The organism is Nocardiopsis sp. NPDC050513 (assembly GCF_044457925.1).
Classification (GTDB): Bacteria; Actinomycetota; Actinomycetes; order Streptosporangiales; family Streptosporangiaceae; genus Nocardiopsis.
Genome location: NZ_JBITHK010000015.1, coordinates 132,399 through 150,023, shown reverse-complemented (window position 1 = coordinate 150,023; position 17,625 = coordinate 132,399). Strand labels below are relative to the sequence as shown.

Annotated in this window: 16 protein-coding genes and 1 tRNA gene; 7 read left to right on the top strand and 10 right to left on the bottom strand. The window is 72.9% G+C overall.

Annotated elements, in window-relative coordinates; translation table 11 throughout:
* The 3 genes from ACIBFB_RS23575 to ACIBFB_RS23565 form a co-directional block, all read right to left on the bottom strand.
* Positions 1-248: ClpX C4-type zinc finger protein (locus tag ACIBFB_RS23575; RefSeq protein WP_397233602.1), on the bottom strand; the 248-nt coding region annotated here is incomplete at its 3' end.
* 122 nt (positions 249-370) lie between these two features.
* Positions 371-1,465: a TetR/AcrR family transcriptional regulator gene (locus ACIBFB_RS23570; RefSeq protein ID WP_397233600.1), complete on the bottom strand. Its 1,095-nt coding sequence runs from the start codon at positions 1,463-1,465 to the stop codon at positions 371-373.
* A 139-nt stretch (positions 1,466-1,604) separates the two neighbouring features.
* Positions 1,605-2,108 carry a hypothetical protein gene (locus ACIBFB_RS23565; RefSeq protein WP_397233598.1) on the bottom strand — a complete coding sequence of 168 codons (504 nt, stop codon included), beginning with the start codon at positions 2,106-2,108 and terminating at the stop codon, positions 1,605-1,607.
* Positions 2,109-2,302: 194 nt separating this feature from the next.
* Here ACIBFB_RS23565 and ACIBFB_RS23560 point away from each other — a divergent pair, with 194 nt between their 5' ends.
* Positions 2,303-3,334: a zinc-binding alcohol dehydrogenase family protein gene (locus ACIBFB_RS23560; protein WP_397233596.1), complete on the top strand. Its 1,032-nt coding sequence runs from the start codon at positions 2,303-2,305 to the stop codon at positions 3,332-3,334.
* Positions 3,335-3,351: 17 nt separating this feature from the next.
* Here the strand turns inward: ACIBFB_RS23560 and ACIBFB_RS23555 are convergent, their stop codons facing one another.
* The gene (locus ACIBFB_RS23555; protein ID WP_397233594.1) at positions 3,352-4,203 is read right to left on the bottom strand and encodes a universal stress protein; all 852 of its coding nucleotides are present in this window, start codon (positions 4,201-4,203) and stop codon (positions 3,352-3,354) included.
* A gap of 178 nt (positions 4,204-4,381) precedes the next feature.
* Here ACIBFB_RS23555 and ACIBFB_RS23550 point away from each other — a divergent pair, with 178 nt between their 5' ends.
* Entirely contained in the window at positions 4,382-6,508 is a 2,127-nt protein-coding gene (locus tag ACIBFB_RS23550) for a SpoIIE family protein phosphatase (protein WP_397233592.1), read from the top strand.
* 57 nt (positions 6,509-6,565) lie between these two features.
* On the opposite strand, the gene ACIBFB_RS23545 is transcribed toward ACIBFB_RS23550, so the two are convergent.
* Positions 6,566-8,548 carry a hypothetical protein gene (locus tag ACIBFB_RS23545; protein ID WP_397233590.1) on the bottom strand — a complete coding sequence of 661 codons (1,983 nt, stop codon included), beginning with the start codon at positions 8,546-8,548 and terminating at the stop codon, positions 6,566-6,568.
* Between the two features lie 277 nt (positions 8,549-8,825).
* Between ACIBFB_RS23545 and ACIBFB_RS23540 the strand changes: the two genes are divergently transcribed.
* Positions 8,826-10,868 carry an acyltransferase family protein gene (locus ACIBFB_RS23540; protein ID WP_397233588.1) on the top strand — a complete coding sequence of 681 codons (2,043 nt, stop codon included), beginning with the start codon at positions 8,826-8,828 and terminating at the stop codon, positions 10,866-10,868.
* A gap of 14 nt (positions 10,869-10,882) precedes the next feature.
* Here ACIBFB_RS23540 and ACIBFB_RS23535 read toward each other — a convergent pair whose 3' ends face one another.
* Positions 10,883-11,668: a hypothetical protein gene (locus ACIBFB_RS23535; RefSeq protein ID WP_397233586.1), complete on the bottom strand. Its 786-nt coding sequence runs from the start codon at positions 11,666-11,668 to the stop codon at positions 10,883-10,885.
* 736 nt (positions 11,669-12,404) lie between these two features.
* On the opposite strand from ACIBFB_RS23535, the gene ACIBFB_RS23530 reads away from it, so the two are divergent.
* The 3 genes from ACIBFB_RS23530 (at position 12,405) to ACIBFB_RS23520 (ending at position 13,804) form a co-directional block, all read left to right on the top strand.
* Positions 12,405-12,599 carry a hypothetical protein gene (locus ACIBFB_RS23530; RefSeq protein WP_397233584.1) on the top strand — a complete coding sequence of 65 codons (195 nt, stop codon included), beginning with the start codon at positions 12,405-12,407 and terminating at the stop codon, positions 12,597-12,599.
* A gap of 105 nt (positions 12,600-12,704) precedes the next feature.
* Positions 12,705-13,268: a helix-turn-helix domain-containing protein gene (locus tag ACIBFB_RS23525; RefSeq protein WP_083678371.1), complete on the top strand. Its 564-nt coding sequence runs from the start codon at positions 12,705-12,707 to the stop codon at positions 13,266-13,268.
* Entirely contained in the window at positions 13,265-13,804 is a 540-nt protein-coding gene (locus ACIBFB_RS23520) for a hypothetical protein (RefSeq protein ID WP_397233581.1), read from the top strand. The genes ACIBFB_RS23525 and ACIBFB_RS23520 overlap by 4 nt, the downstream gene beginning before the upstream one ends.
* Positions 13,805-14,090: 286 nt before the next feature.
* Here ACIBFB_RS23520 and ACIBFB_RS23515 read toward each other — a convergent pair.
* The 4 genes from ACIBFB_RS23515 to ACIBFB_RS23500 all read right to left on the bottom strand — a co-directional run bounded on the left by ACIBFB_RS23515 (position 14,091) and on the right by ACIBFB_RS23500 (position 15,782).
* Positions 14,091-14,164, bottom strand: a tRNA-Val gene (locus ACIBFB_RS23515).
* Between the two features lie 13 nt (positions 14,165-14,177).
* Complete coding sequence (locus ACIBFB_RS23510) at positions 14,178-14,678, bottom strand: peroxiredoxin (protein ID WP_397233579.1); 501 nt, start codon at positions 14,676-14,678, stop codon at positions 14,178-14,180.
* An 87-nt stretch (positions 14,679-14,765) separates the two neighbouring features.
* The gene (locus tag ACIBFB_RS23505) at positions 14,766-15,191 is read right to left on the bottom strand and encodes a DUF3052 domain-containing protein (RefSeq protein ID WP_397233577.1); all 426 of its coding nucleotides are present in this window, start codon (positions 15,189-15,191) and stop codon (positions 14,766-14,768) included.
* Between the two features lie 183 nt (positions 15,192-15,374).
* The gene (locus ACIBFB_RS23500) at positions 15,375-15,782 is read right to left on the bottom strand and encodes a YjbQ family protein (RefSeq protein ID WP_358568784.1); all 408 of its coding nucleotides are present in this window, start codon (positions 15,780-15,782) and stop codon (positions 15,375-15,377) included.
* Between the two features lie 127 nt (positions 15,783-15,909).
* On the opposite strand from ACIBFB_RS23500, the gene ACIBFB_RS23495 reads away from it, so the two are divergent.
* Positions 15,910-17,604, top strand: a complete 1,695-nt coding sequence (locus ACIBFB_RS23495; protein ID WP_397233575.1) for an alkaline phosphatase D family protein — start codon at positions 15,910-15,912, stop codon at positions 17,602-17,604.
* Positions 17,605-17,625: the final 21 nt, after the last annotated feature.

Sequence of the window (17,625 nt, the reverse complement as noted above, 5' to 3'; positions counted from 1 at the left end):
GCCTGCTCCTGACCGATCACGTACGAGTCCAGGAACTCGTAGATCTCCCGCGGCTTGGGCAGACTGTCCCACGTGAGCTCGGTGGCGTCGGCGAGCCCCTCCTCCTCCATGATCTCGTCGCACAGGCCCACGCACTCGTCGCAGATGCAGACGCGCCCCGGGCCCGCGATGAGCCTGCGGACGCCGCGCTGGTCCTTGCCGCAGAACGAACACGTGAGCGGCGGCCCACTGTCACCGGTGCGTGCCAATCGAACCTTCTCCTCACGTGAGGGGGCGCCACGGGGAGGCGCCCCGGATTTCAGATGATCAGATCATCTGGAATGCACGGTATCCCGAGTCGCGGCAGGTGGCAAAGCACGACGGGGTCGCGTCAGCGCGGACGCGCGACGGCGGGGGCCGCCACGGCGTGACCCGCGCCCCGGCCCGCCGCACGGGCCGTGATCCGACCGCCGGAGATCCGCACGGCCGCCTCGGTGGTGTCGTCGACCCCGAGCACACCGGCCGCCGCCGCGACGGCGCCGGCGTCGTCCAGGACCAGACGCGGTGGCGGCCACGCGCGTTCGGGGACGGATTCCCGCAGGGCCGCGCACAGCCGTGCGAGCACCGACCGGGCCAGCGGCATCCGCTCCCGCGGGTCCCCGGTGACCACGACCGCGGTCACGTCCGCGCCGTCGGGGGCCGAACGCACCGCCTCCTCCACGGCCTCCAACCGGTGCAGCCCCAGGACCGCGACCACGCCGTCGCCGGACAGATCGGCGGGTGCGCGGCGGAGCGCGTCGAACGCCCCGGGGGGCGACCACGGCGCGTCCGCGGGGTCCGCCGCCGGCACGTGCTCCAGGTGCGGGAGCGGCCAGGAGTCCGCCACGTCCAGGTCGGCCAGGTTCGCGCAGGCGCCGATCACACCGAAGGGGTCGACGAAGCCCGGGGCCGCACCGGCCAGCCGGACGGCGCCGTACAGGGTGGTCAGGGCCGCCTCCGCGACGCGTACCCTGCGACCCGCGCCGGGCCCCGCGAGGGTCTCCAGGGACAGGCCGAGCAGCACCGCCTCCAGCCGCAGCAGCTGCGCGTAGGCCTGCCGCAGCGGCGCGTCGTCGAGGGTCTCGGGGAGCGGATCGGCCCACCCCGGCAGCGTGTCCGGCGCGTCCGGCGAGGATCCGGCCAGCAGGGCGCGGGCGAGCGCGCCCAGCGCCGCGCGGGGCGTGTCCGCGGTCGCAGGAGGCGTCGCGGGCCGGTCCGCGGGACGTCCGTCGACCGCGCGCTCGGCGGCCTCGGCCAGGACGGACAGGTACAGGGCCCGCTTGCTCGGGAAGTTCGAGTAGACGGCGCCCCGGGTGAGTTCCGCGCGTTCGGCGATGCGGTCGACCTTGGCATCGCGGAAGCCGCGCTCGGCGAACTCGTCCCCGGCCGCGGCCAGGACGCGTGACCGGTTGCGGGCCTGCTGCTCCGCCCGCGTGATCCGGGCCATCGTCCCCCCCTCGACAGCACGTCCACCCATCGTACGCCGGGATGCGTGGGGCATCCGGACGCCCGGAGCATCCGGACCGGGCACGCCCCGGAGCGCGGGTGGGCCGGAGGGCGTCGTCAGGAGGAGACGTGGCCCGCGGTCAGCTCGTCGTCCTGTGGTGCCTTCCCTTCACCGGTCTGGCGCGTGCCGCGGGCGCCGCCCGCGCGTGCTCCCGGCCCGCCTCGAAGATCCAGCGGTCGCGCGCGAGCCGGACCAACCCGCCGACCACGACGAGCGCGGCGGCGCCCATCAGGACGTGGAACACGAGGTCGGCCCACGTCGCGGCGCCTCCCCCGGGGCCGGCCAGTGCCCGCACGGCGGTGTACGGCCACGGGGCCGCGAGCAGCAGGACCAGGCTCGTCAGGACGGCGGCCGCCCCGCCGACCGAGTGCGGGAACACCCCGCGGACATAGCGCCAGCCGAAGACCGCGACGGCGACGGCGGCCCCCAGCAACAGCGCGTCCCACGCGGTGAGCGCGGTCAGGGTCCATGGACGGGCCCCGGCGGTCCCGGTCACGAACAGCGTGGATGCGAGTAGGTACGCCAGGAGCGCCACGGCGATCACGACGGCGGTGACGACTCCGGCTCTGAGCCAGCGCGGCACGGGAAACGCCTCCTCGGGCACGCGGGTGCGGGGCTGCGGGCCCCGTCTGGGAATGCGCGGGCGCCGCGTCGACCGCGTTCCCGGTGTCCGTCCCCCTCCATCCAAGCTACACCCCGAGCGCCCGGCCGCGCCGCCGGAACGGCACCGGCCACATGTCCATTGACCTGGGACGCCATTCGTGTTGGGGTCGGGGCATGGATCCCTTCGCGGCCGTCGGATCCGACGCCTGGGCGGTCCGGCACCCGGGTCCCGTCGCCACCCGTCCGCTGCGCCGCGTGCGGCGGACGGTCCGACCGCCCACCGGGCACCGGGTCGTGGTGCGCGTGCGCGCGTGCGCCGTCTGCCGCACCGACCTGCACCTGGCCGAGGGCGACCTGCCGCCCCGCCGGCCGGGCACGGTCCCGGGGCACGAGGTCGTCGGCGACGTGGTCGCCTGCGGGGAGCGGGCCGGTCGGCTCGCCCCGGGTACGCGCGTGGGGGTGGCCTGGCTGGCGGGAACCTGCGGGCGGTGCCGCTACTGCCGGCGCGGCGACGAGAACCTGTGCCCCGGCTCCACGTACACGGGGTGGGACACCGACGGCGGCTACGCCCGCTACCTGACCGCCGACGAACGCTACGTGCACCCGCTGCCGGAGGGGCTGGACGACGCGACCGCCGCGCCGCTCCTGTGCGCGGGCGTCATCGGCCACCGCGCGCTCGCCCGTGCGGACCTTCCCTCCGGCGGGGTGCTCGGGATCTACGGGTTCGGCGCCTCCGCCCACCTCACCGCGCAGGTCGCGCTCGCCGGGGGCGCGCGCGTCCACGTCATGACCCGGTCGGAGCGGGCGCGGGAACTCGCGCTCCGCCTGGGCTGCCACTCGGCCGCGGGGGCCCGCGACGCCCCGCCCGAGCCACTGGACTCGGCGATCCTGTTCGCCCCCGTCGGCGACCTGGTCCCCACCGCGCTGGCGGCGTTGGACCGGGGCGGGACGCTGTCGATCGCGGGCATCCACCTGAGCGACGTGCCCCCGCTCAACTACCAGGAGCACCTCTTCCAGGAGCGCTGCGTCCGCAGCGTGACCGCCAACACCCGTGCCGACGCGCGTGCGTTCCTCGCCTTCGCCGCCGAGCACCCGTTGACCGTCCAGACCACGCCCTACCGGTTCGAGGACGCCGACCGGGCCCTGGCCGACCTGGCCGCCGACCGCGTCGACGGCGCCGCCGTCCTGGTCATGCCGGACGACTGACGGTCGGACCGCGGCCCTCAGACCCGGTGCGCGACCAGAACCGGACACGGCGCGTGGTGGAGCAGGGCGTGCGCGACCCCGCCGAGGGCCAGACGGGCGAACCCGCGGGTGCCCCGGGCCCCGACCACGATCATGCGCGCGTCGCCCGCCGCGTCCAGCAGCGCGGCCATGGGCTGTGCCCGCACCACCTGCCGGACCACCTCCACGTCCGGGAAGTCGGGCAGGTGCCGGGCCAGCACCGCGTGGAGCGCCGCGCCCTGTTCCTCCGCCATCCCCTCCTCCACGCGGCCCCACGGGCCGACCCCGGTGTCGGCGAACACGGGAACGGACCACGCCCACACAGCGCGCACCCGGTCCCCGTGCAGGTCCGCCGTCCGCAGCGCCGCCAGCAGCGCCCGGTCCGCGTGCCGGGAGCCGTCCACGCCGACCACGACCTCGGTCTTCTCCGGATCCATCCCCGCCTCGCCCACGACCAGCGCGTAGCCGGGGGCGTGCGCCGCGACCTGGTAGGCGACCGAGCCGATCCGCATCCCGGGAAAGCCGCCCCGGCCGCGCCTGCCCACGACGACGACGTCGAAGTCCTCCGCGTGCCTGAGCAGCTCCGCCGCCGGGGAGCCGTCGACCACGCGGACGTCCAGGTCCAGATCCGGCCAGCGTTCGCGCACGTGCGCCGCGGCCGCGTCCGCCGCCGCGACGGCCTCCCGCTCCAACAGGTCCGAGGGCCAGCGGGACACCGACACGGTCACGTCACCGTCGTACACGGTCATCAGGGTCAGTCCGATCCCCCGGCACACCGCCTCCCGGGCGGCGCACTCGGCGGCGCGCAGACCCGTGTCGGAGCCGTCCACCCCCACCAGAATCGATCGCACGAGCGTCCCCTCCGTCCTCACCTCCATCGTCCACCCGGGGACCGCGCGCCCGCGACCGCGACACGGCGCCCGAACGGCGCGTCCGGCACACCTGGCCACGCCTTTACCGACGCCGTGACCTCCGACGCGTATCGTCGAACGTGGAGCCGTGCCACTCGAGGTGACATGGGGAGGGACCATGTCCGATGCGACCGCGGGAAGCGAGAGCACCGCCGAGCACGCACCGGGGCTCGGTGACCTGGGCGAGGAGCTGCGCCGGGTGATCCGGGCGGTGGGCGGGCACGCCGGGGCCGTCTACCTGGTCGAGCCCGGCGACTCGACTCTGGTGATGTCCGTGCTGGCGGGCGTCGCGCGCGATCTCGTGCGCTCCTGGTTCCGGGTCTCGCTGAGCACCGCCCTGCCGGTGGTCGAGGCCGCCCGGGAGCGGCACCTGGTATGGCTGCCGAGCGGTGAGGAGCTGGCCCAGCGGTTCCCCCGGGCCGCGATCACCGTCCCCTACGACTTCGCGACCGTCGCCTACCCGCTGGCCGCGGACCGTGAGATCCTCGGCGGGTTCTTCGTCATCGGCCGCTCCGACCGGCCGGGACTGTCGAGCGAGGAGCGCGAGGCGCTGGCCGGGGCCGCGCGCGCGATGGTCGACACGCTGGAACGCGCCCGTGCCATGGGGCAGCCGATCACGCCCACGCCCGCCCCCTACATGCTGCGTCCGCCGCCCGCCGCCTCGGACCCGAGCGAGGTCCTCACCGAGCTGGTCGACCGGCTGCCCGAGGGCCTGTGCTCCCTGGACGTCAACGGGCGCGTCACCATGGTCACCGACGCCGCGACCCGGCTCCTCGGCGAGGCGCGCGAGCGGCTCGTCGGGCACCGTCCGTGGACGGCTCTGCCGTGGCTCGACAACCCGGTGTACGAGGACCGGTACCGGGCGGCGGTGCTCAGCCACCGTCCGACGGAGTTCGTGGCGCTGTGCCCGCCCGACCAGTGGCTGTCGTTCCGCCTCCACCCCGGGGACACGGGCGTCAGCGTGCTGATCTCCGAGACGGAGGTCGACTGGGAGGGCGAGGAGCCGCACACCCGTCAGGCGCCGACCCGGGCAGGCGTCCTCTACCACATCCTCCACCTGGCCTCGGCGCTCACCGAGGCGGCGAGCGTGAACGACGTCATCGACCTGGTGGCGGACGAGATCGTGCCCGCGGTGGGGGCCAGCGCGCTGGCCCTGTTCACCCACGACGCCGAGCGCAGGCAGCTGCGCCTGATCGGCCAACGCGGGTTCGACCCGGCCTTCGTGGCCAGCATCGACGGGGAGCCGGCCGACGCCACGGCGCCCGCCGCCCGGGCGTCGATGACGGGCGTGCCGGGGTTCTTCCGATCCCTCAAGGAGTTGCAGACGGTCTACTCGTCGCCGGACGTGTACGTCCAGAAGGACATGGAGGGGTGGGCGTTCCTGCCCCTGGTGGCCTCGGGGCGCCCGATCGGCACGTGCATGCTCGGCTTCACCCGGCCGCACAACTTCACGGTGCAGGAGCGGGCGGTGCTCAACTCGCTCGGCGGCCTCATCGCGCAGGCGTTGGAGCGGGCACGGCTGTACGACCTCAAACTCAATCTGGCGCGCGGCCTGCAGGCGGGGATGCTCCCGCACTGGCTGCCGCGGATCCAGGGCCTGTCGAGCGCGGCCCGGTACCTGCCGGGGACCGAGGGCATGGACATCGGCGGCGACTTCTACGACCTGATCCCGCTCGGGCCGGGCCGGGGGGCGGCGGTGATCGGCGACGTCCAGGGGCACAACGTGTCCGCCGCGGCCCTGATGGGGCAGCTGCGCACGGCCGTCCTGGCGTACGCGACCGCCAGGGACGGCAGGCCCGGCGAAGTGCTGACCCAGACCAACCGGCTGCTGTGCATGATGGAGTCCGAGCTGTTCGCCAGCTGCCTCCTGCTGCGGTTGGACACGGTGTCCCGGCTGGTGCGCATGGCGCGGGCCGGCCACCCGGAGCCGCTGATGGGCGGGGTCGACGGCGGTCACATCCTGTCGGCGCCCGAGGGACTGCTGCTGGGGATCGATCCGGAGGCGGAGTACCCCGAGACCGAGTTCGAGCTGCTTCCGGGCGCGACGCTGGCGATGTACACCGACGGGCTGATCGAGGCGCCCGGGATCGACCTGGACGAGGCCAAGGCCGGGATGGCCGACCGGCTGGCGGCGCTGCACCACCTGCCGGTGGAGCGCGCCGCCGACGAGCTGACGTCGAAGGTGAGCGAGGTCCCGCACCGCAGGGACGACACGGCGCTGCTGCTCCTGCGCGCGGAGGACTGAGCGGGCCGGTCGGGTGCGGGCGGCCGCCCGGCTCGGGAACCGCGGTCCGGTGCCGGTTCAGGGACGCTGGGGCGGACCGATCAGGGGCGCCGCCACGGGTGCCGCCAGCCCGACGAACACCACCATCTCGCGGCCGCCCGGGTTGGTCAGGCGGGGCCGTGTCCGCCAGTTGTTGGCCAACCAGACGTTCCCGGAGGGGTCGATCTGGATCCCCGTGTTCCGCACGAGGGCGTCGCTGGTGTAGCCCGTGTCCGCCGGGGAGATGGGCTGGCCCGTCCGGTGTCCGGGCGGGCAGGTCGCGGTGTCGGCGCCGCACAGCTGGGCCACCCGCTGACCGCCGAAGTTGGCGACCCAGACGTTGTTGTCTCCGTCCACCGCGATGCCCCACGGGATGTGCAGTCCCCCGTTCTCGAACGGACCGTCCGGCGTTGCGCCCTCCGCGTCCACCATGGTGACGGAGGCGTCCGTGTCAGGGCTGAGGATCGACTGGAGGAAGTCCTCGATGCTGGCGTCCCCGCAGGGTGGCTGCACGATGCCCGAGTTCGCCACCCAGACGTTGCCCAGACCGTCCGAGGCGATGCCCATGGGCGCGTCGATCCCGCCGCCGCCGACCGACCGAACGGGCGTTCCGTCCGGAGCGAGCACCAGGACACTGGAGGTCCGGTTGCTGGTCACCCAGGCGCGGCCCCGGGTGTCGACGGTGATCGCGAACGGCTCCGCCAGCAGGCCGGAGCCCGGGTCGATGTTCTCCGCGTCGGACGGTACCCCGTCCGGGATCCGGGTCACGGTGTCGTTTCCGCAGTTGGCGACCCAGATGCTGCCGTCCCGGTCCGAGACGACGCCCTGGGGCCGGCTGATGTCGCCGAAGCGCCAGCCCGTGCGCGGGGAGAGCGGTCGCCCCTGGGAGTCGAACTGCGAGACGCTGCGGGAGAGCCGGTCCTGGTTCCGTTCGCAGCCGCGGCCCTGGAACCCGAAGTTGCCGACCCAGGTGTCTCCCTTCGGATCCAGCGTGACACCGTAGCCCGCGCCGTAGACACCTCCGCCGGAGAACGGCGCACCCGGGGCGTCCCGGCCGTCCGGGGTGAACTTCAGGAGGTCCTCACCGCCGCACACGGTCTCACGGGGGTCGGCGCCGAACTCGTAGTTGTTGATGATCCAGGCGTTGCCGTCGGCGTCGAAGGCCAGGTTGCCCGGCCCGTCGAGTTCGCGGCCGTTGCCGACGTAGCTCAGGGCCAACGTCCAGGCGTCCGGCGCGGCGCCGAGGGCCGGGGCGAACACGTTCTCCGTCCGGGAGACCCTGAACAGCGGGTCGACCCGGTGCCCCGGGGCGCGGGCGACGTTGAGCGCCGCCTGCAACGTGTCCCGTGGCGGGCGCTGGCCGTCGGAGCGCGCGAGGCGGAAGAGGCGTTGGCAGGTCTTCGGGCCGGCGCAGCTGGCCAGGAGGTTGGCCAGGGAGTTGAACGTGCGCAGGGTGGAGGTGCGGTCGCCGTTGGGCGGCGCGGCCAGGACCCGGGCGATCCCGCCGGTGGTCGCGTCGGCGAGGTTGTGCGCGGTGAGGGCGGCGTTTCGGGGGCCGGGGCGGGGACCGGCGATGTCCCGCCCGTCCATGAACTGCGCCATGGAGAACGCGGTGGCCACGGTCGTCCGCTCGTTGACCACCACCGCACGGGAGCGCGCGGACACGGGGAGCACGGCCGCCATGCTGACGGGGTCGCGCCCCGCGGAGCGGTAGCCCTGCCCGCCGGGCCCTCCGTCCGCCACGAGGTAGAGGACGGCGTCGGGGTCCGAGGGGCGCCGGTAGCGGATGTCGAAGCGCCCGTCCGGGGTGCTGCGCGCGGATCCGAGGACGGTCGCCGGGGCGTCCCACCCGTCGCCCGCGCGGTACAGCCTGACCCGGGCCCCGGCCAGCGGCTCTCCCCCGTGGGTGACCTCGCCGAGCTGGTGGACCGCGCCGGGCTCGGGTCCCTCCGAACCGGCTGCCGAGGTGGTGGTGAGGGCGGCGAAGACGGCCCCGGCCACGAGGACGCAGCGACGGCGCATGCGGACTCCGATCCGTGTCGGCGGTCTCGTCCCGGAGCGCTCCGGGACGCACAGCGACGACCGTAGCACCACAGGTAATCAATTGACCACGAAGAGTAAGCACCGAGTCCCGGTGCGCGCCGCGGTCCCCCGCCGGCCGAGCAGGCGCCCGCGTGGAGTGCGCCCCCGTCCGTCCGGCGCGGCGGCGGTGGCGCACCGTTCAGCTGGAGTATCCCCCGCGGTCATCCGGGACGGGCACAATGGCCGCTCTCCCCCACGTGAAAGCGAGCGCCCGTCCGTGTCCCTCCTCACCGCCCCCACCGGGACCGGGAGTGCGCGGCCCGCCGTCGTCGGCACCGGCGGGCACCGACCCGAGATCGACGGTCTGCGCGCCGTGGCCGTGCTCCTGGTGGCCGCCTACCACGTCTGGCTGGGGCGGGTCTCCGGCGGCGTCGACGTCTTCCTGATGCTGACGGGTTTCCTCATCACCGCCTCCCTGGTGCGCGCGGCCACCGGCCGGGGGATCCGCTACGGCGCCTTCCTGGCCCGGCTGGCCGCGCGTCTGGCGCCGACCGCCGCCGCCGTCGTCCTGGCGACGCTGGCCGCGACGTGGCTGTTCCTGCCCGAGCCCCGGTGGCGCGAGGCGCCGGGCGACGCGGTCGCGGCCCTGCTCCACCACACGAACTGGCGCCTGGCGCTGAACTCGGTGGACTACCTGGCGCGGGATGACCTGAACCCGCTCCAGCACTTCTGGTCGCTGTCGGTCCAGGGGCAGTTCTACCTGGTGTGGCCCGCTCTGGTCGCGGTCGCGGTGTGGACGGCCCGCCGCGGTGGTCGCGACCCGCGCTCCGCGCTGATCGCCGCCCTGTCCGCGGTCCTCGTCCTGTCGTTGGCCTACTCGGTACTGATGACCCGCCTCGACCAGCCGTGGGCCTACTTCGACACCGGCGCCCGGCTGTGGGAGTTCGCGCTCGGCGGGCTGCTGGCCCTGCTGCCGCTGGGAAGGGACCTGCCGCGGGCGCCCCGTGTGGCGCTGGGCTGGACCGGCCTGGCCGCGCTGGCGCTGTGCGGGGTGCTGCTTCCGGTGTCGTCGGTCTTCCCCGGGTACGCGGCGCTGTGGCCCACGCTGGCCGCCGCGGCCGTCCTGGTGGCCGGCGCCTCCGGTTCGGCGTTCGGGGCGGACCGGCTCCTCTCCCTGCCGCCGCTGCGCTACCTGGGCTCGATCTCCTACGCCCTGTACCTGTGGCACTGGCCGCTGCTGGTGTTCTACCTGTCCCTCACCGACCGCGCTCTGGCGACCCCGTCGGGCGGGGCGGCCGTCCTGGCGGCGTCGGTCCTGCTGGCGGCGGCGACCACCCCGGTGGCCGACCGGCTGGCCGCGCTGGGGCGCGGAGGCGGGAGGAGGGCGGCGCTGCGCGGGACAGCGGTGGCGCTGGCCTGTCTGCTGCCCGTCCTGCTCGCGGCCGGGGCCTGGGCCGGGCTCCAGTCCGCCGAACGCGACCGGTGGGAGAGACTGCTCGCGGACGGCCGCAGCTATCCGGGAGCGGCCGAGGCCGACGGCGCACGGGTGCCGGACCTGCCGTTCTACCCGCCGCTGGTCCAGGCGGCCGAGGACGCGCCCGCGACCTACGACGACGGCTGCAACCAGACGACCACCGCCTCCGAGGTGATCACCTGCGTCTACGGGGCCGACGACCCGGTGCGCACGGTGGCGCTGGTGGGCGGCTCGCACGCGGCGCACTGGTTCCCCGCCCTGGAGAGCATCGCCCTGGACCGCGACTGGCGGCTCGTCAACATCGTCAAGGGCGCCTGCCTGTTCACCGACGCCCCCCAGTCCTACCGGGGCGAGCCCTACACCTCGTGCGCGGAGTGGAACCGCGGGGTGATGGCCGAACTCGACCGGCTGCGGCCCGACACGGTCTTCACGACGGGCACCACGACCAGCCTGGACACCTCCGCCGGCTACGGCGAGGAGCAGGTCGTGGACGGCTACGTGGACCGGTGGCGCGAACTCGGAAACAGGGGGATCGACGTGGTGGCCGTGCGCGACACCCCGAGGTTCCGTTTCGACGTGCCCGACTGCCTGTCCGAGGCCGACCCGGACCGGTGCGGCTCGGCGCCGGAGGAGTCGATGGCGCCGGTCTCTCCGCTGACGGAGGTCGAGCTTCCCCCGAACGTGACGGTGCTGGACCTGACCGACCGGTTCTGCGACCGCGGCGTGTGCCGTCCCGTGATCGGCAACGTCCTCGTGTACTGGGACAGCAGCCACGTCGGGGCGACGTACATGCGCACCCTGGCGCCGGAGCTGGAACGGCGGTGGGCGCGCGCCGAGGGCTGGTGAGGTCCGCGGGGTCGTCAGCGGGCCGTCGCGCGATCGCCGTGAGGGTCGTCGTCGACCCGGTCCGCCACCGCCGGGGGAACCGACGGGCGCCGGAGCGGCGACTGGACGCGGGGCGCTCCGTCCCGGTGCTCCTCAGCGCCCGCCCCGCGCGCCGGTCGGGGGCGCACCAGGTCGCGCATGAGGTCGAGGACGGCGGGGTCGTAGGGGTCGTCGACGTGGTTGACGTTCCACAGACCCGAGGCACGGACCCGCGGGCTCACCGCGTGGTGCCCGAGCCAGGACCGGCTCGGAGTTTCGAGGGCGCCCGAGGTCCCGGACAGCAGGGCGATGCAGTTGCGCTCGACGAAGCCGCGGTCGCTGGTTCCGTCGGCGCGCGTGGGCACCGGCAGCCAGAGCACCGGCATGCGGCCGATGCGCTCACTGACCCGACGCTCGACCTCGGCTTCGCCGATCTCCCACGCGGGACTCCGCGACGGGGCCGACCACGCCTCCAACAGGCCGTTCCGGCCGCCGTCACGGCCGATGAGCGCCGCTCCGACATGGTGGCGGAAGACCGACGCTCGATGGTTTCCACCGCCGGAGCGGTTGCCTCGGTGTTGGGCGAGCCGCTTCCACAGCGTGGTTCGGCTGGTTCGCTTCAACGCGTGCGTTCCGACGCGGACGACCCGGTGGTCGCCGGAGGGACGCAGTTCGCCCGGCTCGAAGAAGAAGTAGACGCCGTGGCTCGGCCAATCGTCCCGACCGGTGCGGGCGCGCAGCAGGCGCGGGCCGCCGAGCGCGCGTCCCAGGACACCCAGCAACGCGTAGAACTCATCGATGTGGCGTCGCCGCGCCGCATCAGAACGTCCCGCCCGCTGCCGCGCAGGACCTCGGTGAGCCGGGTGCATGTCGCTCCTCGTGTCATCGTCCGCGTCCCTGGTCCGCCTGTCAGGTTCAGGACAAGCATGGATGGGAACCGCCTCCGGCGGAGCGATCCGGCGCGAACTACACGGAACGGTGACCAGAGCCGCCCCCACGGGTGCCGAGGCCGGGCGATGGAGGCGTCGTGCAACGACGAAAGCGCCCTCCCGGGCGCTCTCAGGCGAAGAGCGGACCCCGGGCACGCCGACGACGACCCGTGGGGCGAACCCCCGCACCGGGGGTCTGGGGGCCGCCCCCCTCAGAAGAGACGACAGGACGACCCGGCGAGCGCGGTCACGCGCGAGCAGGGTCGTCCTGAGTCCGTGGACCCTGGGCAAGCCAACTACAGCCAACGAGGCGCAGCCTCGCGTTGTGAGAGGGGATCTCACTCACCCCACCGATCTGCGCGACCTCGGCCACAGGGGGGTACCTCGGGGGGTTCGAGGGGTCTCCCCCCCCGGTAGACGGAACGGAACGACCCTGCGAGGCGGCCGAAGGCCCCGAGCAGGGTCGTGTGAGAGTGGAGTGGACCCTGGGCAAACCAACTACAACCCGGCCTGGCTCGCAGACAAGCTCGAAGCCCTCCTCCGCGAGCTGCCCGCACCGACGGCACCACTCCCCCAGCACAAGAAACCCATGAAGAAGCCGAGTACCGCGAAGCGCCTCAAGCCGCGCGAGGTCAACGAGCTGATCGCCGCTTACCAGGCAGGCACGAACGTCTACAAGCTGGGAGAACGCTTCGACATCACCCGGCAGACGGTGAGCGTCCTCCTCAAACGCCACAGTGTGCAGATGCGATGGAACCGCCGGTCCACGAAGCGGATCCGATGATCGCTCGCCACGATTGCGGTCCGTGCCTGGGCGCAAGACCTCTGCCGATCCTTGTGTACCGACACCGTCGAGAGGTTACACTTATTACAGTTAAGGGAGGGTGATATGGCTACAGCACTCACCAGAGTGGTGGAGGAGATCGCTCCGCCAGCATCAGAAGAGCAGAGGGAAGCCACCCGAACAGCCGTCAGCCAGATCCTCAGCGACACAGCGCAGGTGGTCCTGAGGCTACCCGGCGGAGAAGAGTACCAACTCGACAGAGACGAGCTGCGAGCCCTCTTGGCGATCGCCCTTGCCAGGGCGAACGGCCAAAGCGTCTCCGTCATCAGCCACGATGTGATGCTCAGTCCACAGCAGGCGGCCGAACTACTCGGTGTGTCCCGACCCATGGTGTATCGCTTCATCGAGCGCGGCGATGTGAACGCGACACGTGTGGGCACGCACTGGCGGTTGCTGGCCGCAGACGTGCTCGCGTTGGCGGAGCGTCGCACGCGACTCATCGATGGCGTTGACACCGGACTTGACCAGGTTGCCGACGCAATGGCTTCCTCCGGTCGAGGAGCCGCAACCAAGGATGGAGCGAAGGAGAGCTGGCGTGCAGCGACTCCCGAGCAGAAGGAAGCATCTCTGGAGCGGGTACGTCGCAGGACAAGGAGCCGGCGTAAGTGAACGATGGAGGTTCCCTGCTCGGTGTCGTACTGGACGCCAACGTCTACATCGATGCCGTCAGTGGCAACAACCTGGAGATTCTGGGTGACCCGCTGGGGTTCGACGGTATACCGTCACTTCCTCCCCGGCGGGTGCATCCAAGCCTGCACGTTCTCGGAGTAGTCCGTGATGGAGGGGTCTTGGGACGGGGGTATGCCTTGGAGGTGAGTGAGCACATCCTCGCCATGGTCGATCACAAGCTGATCGACACAGGATGGCTGGAATCGGATGTGGACACCTATATCGATCTCATCTGCGACCTGGCTGAGCTGTCCGGAGGTGGCTACTACAGCGACGTTCCGCAGACGCAACATGACTGTGAGGACCCCGAGGACAATCTGATCCTCGATTTGGCCGCCTTCACCGATGCATCTCTGATCGTCAGCAACGACAGCGACCTGCTCGTCCTGGGGCGCCCGAAGGGGTGGAAGGGACGGGGCATCATCTCTCCCGCCGACTTCACCAAGCGAGCAGAAGCCGCGATGCGCTACAGGTGAAACCGCCACATCGGAGCAATCCCGCGTTTCCCCAGAAGAGAAGACAAGACGATCCCGCCAAGCGGCCCAAGGCCCCCGGGCAGAGTCGTGTGAGTGTCGAGTGGACCCTGCGCGATCCAACCACGACCCCCGCGATGCAAGAAACCGCCGTGCTCACCCCACCGATCTGCGCGACCTCGGCCCCAGGAGGGTACCTCGGGGGGTTCGGGGGGTCTCCCCCCGGGAAACACGAAGGACGACCCGGCGAGGCGGCCGAAGGCCCCCGAGCAGGGTCGTCCCGAGTCCGTGGGCGCGAAGGGACTCGAACCCCTGACCTATTGCTTGTAAGGCAATTGCTCTGACCAACTGAGCTACGCGCCCGCGTCGCGAGCGATCATACCGCCTCGGAACGGCCGTCGCGCCTGCCGTTTCCGGCCAGGGAGCGCAGCTCCCGGAGGTAGTCCTCCACGTCGCGGGGCTCGGAGACGGGCGTGGTCAGGGTCCAGCGGACGATCCCGTCGGCGTCGACGAGGAAGGTGCCGCGCCGCGCGGTGCCGCGGGAGGAGTCGAAGACCCCGTAGGCGTCGGCGACCGCCCCGTGCGGCCAGAAGTCCGACAGCAGGGCGAACGGGAAGGACTCCCGGTCCGACCAGGTGCGCAGGGCGAACACCGAGTCCACGGACACGGCGAGGACCGTGGCCCCCAGTGCCTCGAACTCCGCGTGGCGCGCGCTCAGGTCGGCCAGTTCGCCCGAGCAGACGCCGGAGAAGGCCAGAGGGTAGAAGACCACCAGCACGGGGCGGCCCCGCAGGCCGGTCAGGGTCGTGTCCTGCCCGTACTGGTCGTGCAGAGTGAAGTCGGGCGCGTGGGCGCCCGCGGTGATGGTGTCGGTCATGTTCGTCGGCGGGCGCTCCTCAGCGCCGCGCGCCCTCCTTCGGGACGCGCGGCACCGGATACCCCCACCCCGTCGGGGTGGAGTCCGTCACCGCTTGGGAACGACCATCCGGGTGCACGACCAGTCCGCGCCGACGCTGATCGCACTGGTCTGCGACAGGCCGGACGTGGTGGCCGCCTCGGAGACGTCGTTCGGGGACACGTGAAGTTCACGCCCCGCCTTCGGCGTCAGCACCAGGATGATGCCGCCGTCGGCGATCAGGGGCACCGTGTCCATCAGGGCGTCGGTGAGATCCCCCTCCTCGTCGGACCGCCACCACAGCAGTGCCGCGTCGACATCGCCGTCGAAGTCCTCGTCGACCAGTGCCTCGCCCGTGAGTTCGGCGATGGAAGCGCGCAGTCCCTCGTCGACGTCGTCGTCGAAGCCGAATTCCTGCACCACCTGACCCGGCTTGAACCCGAGTCGGTCAGCCAAGCCGCGTTCGCTCTGTGCCTGGCCCGCGGTCGCGCTCACGAAAGTTCTCCTCCACAGATGGTTTTTCTCAATCTTGCCTGCACGAAGCAGTTGTCACAACGATGCCGGGCCACATTCACCGCCCGTCGCGTGGTTCCGTGACCATCGCTGATCGCCTAGTTCACACGCTAGTGGCATCTCCCGTCAACGCACCGTCCAACCCGGGCCCCGGCGGTTCCCGTCTCACGCCGTCGTCAGGAACGACAGGCGCACCTGCCGGTCCGGGTTGTCGATGTTGAGGTCGACCACGGCGACGGACTGCCACGTCCCCAGTTCGAGCCGTCCCGACAGCACGGGGACGGTGGTCTGCGGGGCTACGTAGGCGGGCATGACGTGCGATCGTCCGTGCCCGCGGGAGCCGTGTTTGTGCCGCCAGCGGTCGTCGGCGGGGAGCAGGTCGTCGAGTGAGGCGAGCAGGTCGTCGTCGGACCCGGCGCCGAGTTCGATGATGGCCACCCCGGCGGTCGCGTGCGGGACGAACACGTTGAGGAGTCCGTCGCCGCCGCCCGCGACGAAGTCGGCGCACTCGCGGGTGATGTCCGTGATGCTCTCCGAACCTCCTGTGTGCAGCTCAAGGATCTGTGTCCGCATAGCGCCACCTTCGCGCAGCAGCGGCGCTCGTGCAACCATCTTCCGCCCGACTGTGGATGACGATGCGCCCACGAAACGCCATACTCGTCCACGACGTGTGAGAACCTGGGACAAACGAGGGGGAACGGTGACTGTCTCGTTACGTCTGGGGCCCCTGGTCCGGCACGCCGGACCGACCACCGCGACGGTGTGGGTGGAGACGGACGCCCCGTGCCTCGTGCGCGTCCGCGCCGCCGGCCGCGAGGCCGCCTCGGCACGCACCTTCACCGTGCACGGCCACCACTACGCGGTGTGCGAGGTCGTCGGCCTCCCACCCGGCGCCCGCCTCCCCTACGAGGTCCTCCTCGACGACGCGCCCGCGTGGCCCGAACCGGACAGCCCCTTCCCGCCCAGCGTCCTGCGCACCCTCGACCCCGACGCCCCCACCCGCCTGCTGTACGGCTCGTGCCACACCCCCACGGGCGACAGCCCGGAGGGCCTGGTCCGCCACGGACCGGACATGCTCCGCGCCACCGCCCGGCGGCTGGCCCGGGAACCCGTGGACGGCAACCTCCTGCTGCTGCTCATCGGCGACCAGGTCTACGCGGACGAGGTGCAGGAGTCCATGCGCGCGGTCCTGCGCCGGTCGCGCGCCGCCGACCCCGCCGACGGCGCCCCCGGCGACGAGGTGGTCCGGTACGACGAGTACGCCGAGCTGTACCGGCAGGCCTGGAGCGACCCCCAGGTGCGCTGGCTGCTGTCGACCGTCCCCAGCCTCATGGTCTTCGACGACCACGACGTCCGCGACGACTGGAACACCTCCGCCGCCTGGCGCCGCGCCATGGACGCCCTCCCCTGGTGGCGGTCGCGGATCACCAGCGGCCTGGGCGCGTACTGGGTCTACCAGCACCTGGGCAACCTCTCCCCCGACGCCCGCGCCGCCGACCCCGTCTGGGCCCGGGTGCGCGACCACGGCTCCGACGCGGCCGAGGTCGTGGACGACCTCGCATGGCGCGCCCACTCCGAACCCTCCTCCTACCGCTGGAGCCACCGCCTCGACGTCGGTCCGGTCCGTGTCCTGGTCGCCGACACCCGGTGCGGCCGCGCCCTCGACGAGGGATCCGGGCGGTCCATCCTCGGCCCGGACGGGCACGACTGGCTCGACGAGCAGCTCACGGGCGGCCCCGAGCACGTCGTGGTCGCCTCCACGGTCCCCGTCCTGCTCCCCCCGGCCGTCCACCACCTGGAGGCCTGGAACGAGGCCGTGTGCGCGGGCGCGTGGGGCCGCTGGGCCCGGGGACCGGCCGAGCGGGTCCGCCAAGCCCTGGACCTGGAGCACTGGGGCGCCTTCCAGTACTCCTTCCGGCGCCTGGGCGCGGGGGTGCGCGCGCTGGCCGGGGGCGAGCGCGGCCGGGCCCCGGCCACGCTCCTGTTCCTCAGCGGGGACGTCCACTTCTCCTACCTCGCACGGACCGGGGGGACGGACGGGACCCGCAGTGAGGGCGCGGAACAGGACGCGACGCGACCGGCCCCGTCAGGCGGGCGCCGCACACGCGTGGCCCAGCTCGTCTCCTCGCCGCTGTGCAACCAGCTGCCGATCCACCTGCGCCGGGCGGCCCGCCTGTCCGCCAGCGGGCCGTTCGCGGTCCTGGGGCGGGTCCTGGCGCGGCTCGCCGGGGTGCCCCGGCCGTGGCTCCGCTGGCGGCTGGAGGGTCCTCCCTACTTCGGGAACACCATCGGCGAGGTGGTCTTCGAGGGCGCCTCGGCGGAGGCCGCCTGGTACCACTGCCCCGGGGCGGGGCCGGACGCCCTGCCCCGGGTGCACCGCCGCGCGCGCGTGTGAGGCCGTACCGCCCTCACGCGG